The sequence below is a fragment of the Streptomyces sp. N35 genome, assembly GCF_016464295.1.
Lineage (GTDB): Bacteria > Actinomycetota > Actinomycetes > Streptomycetales > Streptomycetaceae > Streptomyces.
The window spans coordinates 63,791-70,771 of record NZ_JAEIMH010000048.1; the positions used below are offsets into that span (position 1 = coordinate 63,791).

At 71.2% G+C, this 6,981-nt stretch carries 6 protein-coding genes and 1 pseudogene; 5 read left to right on the plus strand and 2 right to left on the minus strand.

Features of this window, described 5'->3' with window-relative positions; translation table 11 throughout:
* The first annotated feature begins 28 nt into the window (after positions 1-28).
* Genes JAO81_RS25115 through JAO81_RS25135 form a run of 5 tightly spaced genes read left to right on the plus strand, consistent with a single transcriptional unit; the run spans position 29 to position 5,124 of the window.
* On the plus strand, positions 29-268 hold the full coding sequence (locus JAO81_RS25115) for a hypothetical protein (protein ID WP_233415881.1): 240 nt from the start codon (positions 29-31) through the stop codon (positions 266-268).
* On the plus strand, positions 268-678 hold the full coding sequence (locus tag JAO81_RS25120) for a TadE/TadG family type IV pilus assembly protein (RefSeq protein WP_199550185.1): 411 nt from the start codon (positions 268-270) through the stop codon (positions 676-678). The genes JAO81_RS25115 and JAO81_RS25120 overlap by 1 nt, the downstream gene beginning before the upstream one ends.
* Positions 678-1,130 (plus strand): TadE/TadG family type IV pilus assembly protein, encoded by a 453-nt coding sequence (locus JAO81_RS25125; RefSeq protein ID WP_199550186.1) that lies wholly within the window; start codon positions 678-680, stop codon positions 1,128-1,130. Before JAO81_RS25120 ends, JAO81_RS25125 begins: the two co-directional genes overlap by 1 nt.
* Before the next feature lie 5 nt (positions 1,131-1,135).
* Positions 1,136-1,579, plus strand: coding sequence for a hypothetical protein (locus JAO81_RS25130; RefSeq protein ID WP_307813656.1), 444 nt, complete (start codon positions 1,136-1,138; stop codon positions 1,577-1,579).
* Positions 1,580-1,581: 2 nt separating this feature from the next.
* Complete coding sequence (locus JAO81_RS25135) at positions 1,582-5,124, plus strand: LysM peptidoglycan-binding domain-containing protein (protein WP_199550187.1); 3,543 nt, start codon at positions 1,582-1,584, stop codon at positions 5,122-5,124.
* Between the two features lie 140 nt (positions 5,125-5,264).
* Here the strand turns inward: JAO81_RS25135 and JAO81_RS25140 are convergent, their stop codons facing one another.
* Together JAO81_RS25140 and JAO81_RS25145 are read right to left on the minus strand one after the other, a co-directional pair.
* On the minus strand, positions 5,265-5,717 hold the full coding sequence (locus JAO81_RS25140) for a hypothetical protein (protein WP_199550188.1): 453 nt from the start codon (positions 5,715-5,717) through the stop codon (positions 5,265-5,267).
* Positions 5,718-5,823: 106 nt separating this feature from the next.
* Positions 5,824-6,981 (minus strand): annotated as a pseudogene (locus tag JAO81_RS25145) (hypothetical protein); the annotation flags it as partial.

Here is a 6,981-nt window from a genome sequence, read left to right on the forward strand (position 1 = left end):
GTCATGACCACGAAGGAGAGAACTTCCCATGATCAAGTCCCTGTTCACCGCCGCCACGCTGCTGGCGATGCTGCCCGCGCGGGCGAGCCGGCATCTCGAGAAGGTGCACGAGCAGCTCACCGACCGCGCGGACCGCGGCGACGGCCCCATCCCCACCGTGATCATCGTGGTGGCGAGCGTGACCGGTGCGCTGTTGATCGCCGGCGGGCTGGCCGTGCTGTTCGGGCGGGCCAACGGCCGACTGCTGGACCTGGACTTCGGCGACTGATGAACCGGTGGGCCGAGCGGTTGCGCAACGACGATCGCGGCTCCTCCCCCGTCCAGATGGCCATCATCATGCCGATCGCACTGCTGTTCACGCTGTGCATCGTGCAGGGCTTCATGTGGTCCTACGCCCGCCACGCCGCGTACGCCGCGGCCCGCGACGGTCTACAGGCCGGCCGCATGTATGAGGCCACACCCGCCGACGGGGCCGCGCACGCCCGCGAAGCCCTGGACCGCTACGCCGGAGACTTCCTCTCGAACCGGACCGTCTCCAGCGCGGGCAGCACCGCCGAGACGGTCGAAATCCGGGTGCACGGCACCGCGATCTCAATGATTCCCGGGATCGACAGTTTCCAGATCAACGCCGTCGCCGCGGGCCCCGTCGAACGCTGGACTGTTCCGGGGGAAGACTGATGCGCACCACCACCCGATCCGGGCCTCATTGGACATCGGATCGAGGAAGCGCCCCGATCGAGGCGGTGTTTGTGCTGCCCGTATTGTTGGCGCTCGCGCTGCTGTTCATCGCCGGGGCGCGACTCTCCAGCGCGGCCGGCACCACGGACGCCGCAGCTCAAGCCGCCGCGCGCGCGGCCTCGTTGGCCCGCACTCCCGATGCCGGGCAGGCGGCGGCCGTCAGGGCAGCCGAGCGAGTACTGGCGGACCAGGAGCAGGGCTGCGCCGGCACCGCGGTGGAGGCGGACACCTCCGGTCTGGCCGTGCCGGTCGGACAGGCCTCCGAGGTCACGGTGACCGTCCGGTGCACGGTTCCGCTCGGTGATCTCTTCTTCCTCAAGGGCGGTCCGGGCACCAAGACCGTGGAGTCCACCTTCACTTCGGTCGTAGACGCATACCGGACGCGGGGGTGAACTCGGTGATCCAACTCAAGTCCTGGATCAGGGCGCGTCGGTGGGACGACGATCGCGGTGGCATCGCGGTGCACGTCGCGATCATCACGATGCCGCTGCTGGCGCTCGGCGGCCTGCTCACCGTGGACGCGTTCGGGGTGCTGCGTTCCCACGAGCGGGCCGACGCACTCGCGATGGAAGCAGCCCGGGCCGGCTCACAGGCCATCGACGGCGGCGAAGCCGTCTCCGGGGATGCGATCGCCGTCGAGCCCGCGGCAGCCGCGGCGGCCGCCCGCGACTACCTGGCCAGCGCCGGGAAGAGCGGCACCGTACGGATCACCAACAACGGACGCCGTATCGAGGTGACGGTCACCGACACCTACGACGGCGCGTTCACCCCGACCAACTGGCAGATCACCGGCCGCAGTTCGGCAACCCTGTTGCACGGCATCACGCAACCCGAGGACTGATCATGGCTCAGCACCGATCCGCACGCCACCCGAGCCTCGCCAGCCGGCTGGTGCGTGCGGTGTTCTCGCTCCTCGCCCTCGCAGCGCTGGGGGCAGGTCTGCCGTGGCTGTTGTGGCGGGCCACTTGGGCAGCCGCCGCCGATGGCGTCGACGACTTCACCCACCTGTTCTCGCAGACCGACACCACCGGCGCGGTGCTCCTGGTGCTGGCCGGCATCGGCTGGTTGGCGTGGGCGGCGTTCGTGTTCGCCGTGCTACTCGAGCTCCCGGCCCAGGTGCGCGGACGCCGCGCTCCGCGGCTGCCGGCCGGGCTGCACCTGAGTCAGCGCGCGGCCGCCTCGCTGGTCGGCGGGCTGCTTCTGCTGCTGCCGGCCGGGACCGCGCTCGCCTCCTCGAGCCCGGCGCAGGCCCAGTCGTCGAGCGCCGAGCACATCCCGGGCCAGACCCGCGCCTCAGTGGCCGACGCTGCGGCGCCCCTGTCGGCAACCGCGATGCCCGCCGCCGAAGTCGAGACCACACCGCCCACCTACACGGTGCAGGACGCCCGGCCGGCGGAGAGTTTGTGGAGCATCGCCGAGAAGCTGTACGGGCGCGGCGAGCTCTACACGCTGCTCGTGGACGCCAACGAAGGCCGCACCATGGTCGACGGCCAGCGCTTCGTTGCGGAGGCGCCGATCCGGCCCGGCTGGCAGCTCGCCCTGCCCGCCGATGTGCCGCTCGCCGAGGAGTCCAGGATCAGCGCGCAGGGAGGCTCAGTTTCCGTCACCGCGGATGACGTACCGGCCGGTGGGGAGCATGAGCGGGTCGTCGCGCCGGGCGACAGCCTGAGCGGGATCGCCCTGGACGAGACAGGTAACGCGCATGCCTGGCCCGAACTCTTCGAGGAGAACCAGGGCGAGGAGCAGCCGTACGGGCACACCTTCACCGACCCGGACCTGATCTACCCGGGCCAGAAGCTGACGCTGCCCCCAGAGTGGAGCGCCTCCAACGGCGATTCCGCTCCGCCCGGCCGCACCGAGGATCCCGCCGACGACGGCGACCGCCGCGAGCAGACGCCCCCGCCTACCGACAAGGACGACGAGGAGCCCACCGAGACCGAGGGACCCACGAGTACGCCTGATGGCCGCGAATCTGCGCCGCCGGAGCAGGATGACCGGGAGGACGAAGTGGCTCCGGCGCCGGACGCTTCCAGTGGTCCGTCGCAGAGCGCGGAGGCGACGCAGAAGCCGTCGGACGAGCCGTCCGCGTCGCACTCCCCCACGCCCAGCGCCCCCGCCGAGCCGTCGCCATCCGAGTCCACCGACGATGGCGCCGCCGTGGTGCCGCCGCCGACGTCCAGCGGCACGCCGTCCGCGGGCACGCCCCCGCAGGCCTCGCAGAGCCCGGCGGGGGCGCCCACGTCGTCGCCGCGTTCAGGGGGTCTCCGGCGTGTCGCGGGCGCCGGGCTGCTCCTGGCCACCGGCATCGCGGCCGCGCTCGCCACCCGGCGTGCCCTGCAGCGCCGGCGCCGCGCGCCCGGCGAGACGATCGCGATCGCCGAGGAGCCGTCCAGGGCTGAGGCCCAGCTCGTCGCGGCCGCCGAGGAGGCGCCCGCACGGCAACTGGACCGCGCCCTGCGCACCTTGGCCGTTGCCGCCGAAGCAGACGGCGCGGACCTGCCGGCACTGGCAGCGGCTCGGATCACTCCCCGCACGCTTCAGGTGCTGCCTGCTGCCCGGGAGGCCGCGCCGCTGACGCCCTTCACTGCGGGCCCCGATGGATGGTGGACTCTGCCCGAACAGGCAGAGCTCCTGTCGGACGAGGACGCTGCATCGGTGGCTCCGCCGTATCCGGGACTGGTCACGCTCGGCTCCAGCACCAGTGGTGATCTCGTGCTGGTCAACCTTGCGCAGCTCCAAGTCGTGCTACTGGAGGGCGAACAAACCGATATCGAGGAAGTCCTGACCGCTGTGGCATTGGAGTTGACCGAGGCGCCCTGGGCGCAGGACTCCGAATTGGTGACGGTCGGGTTCGGATCCGAGCTGCAGGGGCTGCTGCCCTCCTCCCGCCTGTCGTTCACCCGCGAGAGCTCTCACGCGGTCAGTGACCTGGCCCAACGGCTCCTGGCCGCGCAGCAGTTCCCCGAGGAAGCACACCACCCCTACCTGCTGTGCGCGAAGTCTCTGGATCCGGAGGCCGCCTGGCTGCTCGCCGAGGCGCTCGAGCAAGCCGGTGAGGTGCCCGTCGCGTTGGTCGCGCCGGCCGCCGGCGTCGCCCAGTTGTTCCCTCACGCGCAGGTCCTGGACGCCTCCGCTGACGGGGCGCAGTACGTGGATGCTCTGGACCTGCCCCTGACTCTGCAGCGCCTTGAGCGCGCTGCCTACCAGCAGATCGTCACGGCCTTCCAGGTCGCCAACCAGAGCGCCGAGCCGGCCGAGGGCGCCTGGCTCAACGTCCCGGGCGAGCCCCGCCGCGTGAGCGAGGCGGCCGCGCACGCCCCCGATCCGTCGGCCTCGGTCGAGGCGAAGCCGGTGGTCCACATCTCCACCTCGGGCGGCCCCACTTCCGCGGCCGCGCCGACTGCGGTGCCCGCCGCGTTCATGGCGGCATCGTCCGACGGGGCCGGCCTGCGTCTCATGCCCTCCCCCACGCCTGCCTCGGGCTCTGCCGCGACCGGCCCCGGCGCCAGCAGCGCGGACAGCGACGGCGAACCGGGGCCGGAGCCGGTCAATGCAGCCAGCGTTCTGCCGCCGGCCGAGCGCCCTACCAGCCCCATCACGCCGCCTGCTGGCGGGGAGTTGACCGAGGTTGAGGAGCTGCATGTGCCTGAGATCCGCGTCCTGGGACCGGTCGAAGTCGCCGAAGTAGCGGCCAGCAGCCACGCTCCAAGCCTCGCCCAACTCGCCGCGCTCTTGTACTTCAAGCCCAGTCGCGACAGCGACCTGGTGTCCGAGGACATGAGCCCCAACAAGCCGTGGAAGCGGGACACCCTCAGTGCCCGCTTGAAGGACCTGCGCACCCGCCTCGGCACGGACTCCGACGGAGAGCCCTACGTGCCGCGCCGCACCGCCAAGAACGACCCGTGCACGATCTCCGCCAAGCTCCGCTGTGACTGGACCCGCTTCCAGCAGCTCGCCGAGCAAGGCCTGGACGCCGGCTCCCCCGGTCTGCCCATCCTGGAGAAGGCACTTGAGCTGGTGCGGGGTCGGCCCTTCGGTACGCACCCGCTGCCCTGGTGCGACCCCCTGCGCCAGGAGATGACGGTCCGCATCGTCGACGTCGCGCACACCGTCGCCACCTGGCGCATGGCCCCCGGCCAGGTGCACGATCTCGCCGCCGCCCGCCGTGCGATCACCGTGGGCCTGTCCGCCGACGAAACCTCCGAAGTGCTCTACCGGGACTGGATGCGCATCGAGCACGCACTCGGCAACCGCTCCGGCCTGCACACCGCGATCACCAACCTGCAGGCGATGGTCCATGCGCTGCGCAGCGATGTGGAACCCGAGACCGAAGCCCTCATCGACGAACTGATGGGCCGCACCGCGCAGAACACACACACGCGCTGACCACCCAGTGCTGCGCAGTGCGCCGATGCGCACTCGACCTGCCAGTCGGCCGTGCGATGAGGCCTGCGCAGCAGCCGATCCGGGTTGAGTACGACGAGCTCAACTCTGCGCAGTGACTGCGCAGTCCGTGTGCGTCCCGGTCAATCGTGCACGGCGCGCAGGTCGTTGCGCACGTAGGCGAGCAGCTCCGCGACGGCGGCATCGTTGGAGGCGGGCGGGCGCAGCCGCCACTCGGCGAGCGTCTCGCGTACGGTCGTGGCGCTGCGCAGGACCTGCGTACCGAGATCGTCTTCGAGTGACGTGCTGGTCCCCGCGTCGCCACCGGTGATCACGACGGGCCCGTACAGCGGATATAGATCGATGCCGCGCCATGCCGAGGCGAGTGCCCACGCGGCGAGGTTGAGGCCGGTGCGGCCGTCGGCATGGCGTTGCTGTCCGTCGTCGAGGATGTGCAGCACTGCACGACGGTGGTAGATGCCGGTGACGGTCACTCCGCCGAGCAGCGTGCGCAGTTGGTCGTACGGAGGTGTGCGCAGCGTGAGCGGCGTGACGGTGGTGTCGACGTCGATGTGCAGCGCCTTGATGGTGTCCACGGTTGTCCTCCCCCGGGTGCGGCTGCGCACTGCGCAGCCTCTGCTGGTGTGCCGGTTGCGCATCCCGTGCTGGCCGCGCCTTGTCGCTGCGCATGCCCTGGGATCGTCAGGAGCCAGGGCTCCACTGGAACGTCAGGATCTTGTGGCGGCGTCGGAAGTCGGGCAGGTAGTCCTCGCGTTCGGCCAGGGTCTGCGCATCGATGGGACGGTTGTACTGACCGGTGATGCCGCGCAGGGCTGCTTCGTCGGCGACCTGCTGGGCCGTCGGCTCGGCGCCGAGTTGGTCGCGTAGGTGGGCGTAGACCGTGTAGAGGCGGAAGCTGAGTGGGTAGCGGCGCAGGCCGGCTGCTGTCACCGGCTTGCCCTTCGGGCTGTAGATCTCGTGCTCCTCGAGGTACTCGGCCAGTTCGTCGGCCGACGGCTCGGCGCCGTGCTCTTGCTGGTAGGCCTCCCACGCGGCGAAGTACCGGTCGACGGTGGTGACCTGAGCGGCCGGTTCAGCCTCACTCACGTCGTCGCCCTCAGGTTCCGCTCCCCCGGCGGACTGCCGCGGGAGCGTGGCGCTCTCGTGTTGGATGACGGTCGGCTCGTGGCGGTTCAAAGGGATGGGGTCGGCTGCCGCTTGTGTGGCGTCGGCCTGGTGGCGTTCCTTGAAGCGGCGCAGCGGAAGGTGCAGTTCACGCTCCGGCAGCGGCCCGCCCTCGGCGCCGGCCGCCTCGTAGTGGTCGCGGAGGTAGAGGGCGAACCGGCGGGCGTTGGGGTAGTCGCCCTCCTCGCGTACGTAGCGGGCGAACGCTCCGTAGTAGAGGTCCTCGGTCTCATCGTCGAGGACGAGCTGGTCCTGCCGCACGTGGTCGCCGTGATAGTCGGGGGCCCGCCGTTGGGCTGCACCGTCCCCGTACGGTGAGTGCGCCGCCGGGTCGCCTATGTGCTCTTCTGGCGAGCCATCCGCGGGGGTGCGGGCTTGTCGGGGCGCGAAGACGTCATAGCCGTTGGCGCTCCCCTCTCCCCCGCCAGTGGTCGTACGACCGTGTTCGCTGGTTGCTTGGCGCGGCACCTCGGCGGAGTGGTGCGCGGGCGGCTCGGCTTCAACGGCCTCGTACGCAGTCACGGCCGGGGTGCCTGCGGCGGGTTGGTCGAGGCGTTCCATGTCGCCGGCGAGCATCTCGGCTGGGGCGTCCAGCTCAGGTGCTTCGATGCCGGCGGCGGCGAGGCCGGCCGGGGCGGTCTCGGCGAGCGGGACGCCGTAGCGGGCCAGGCGCAG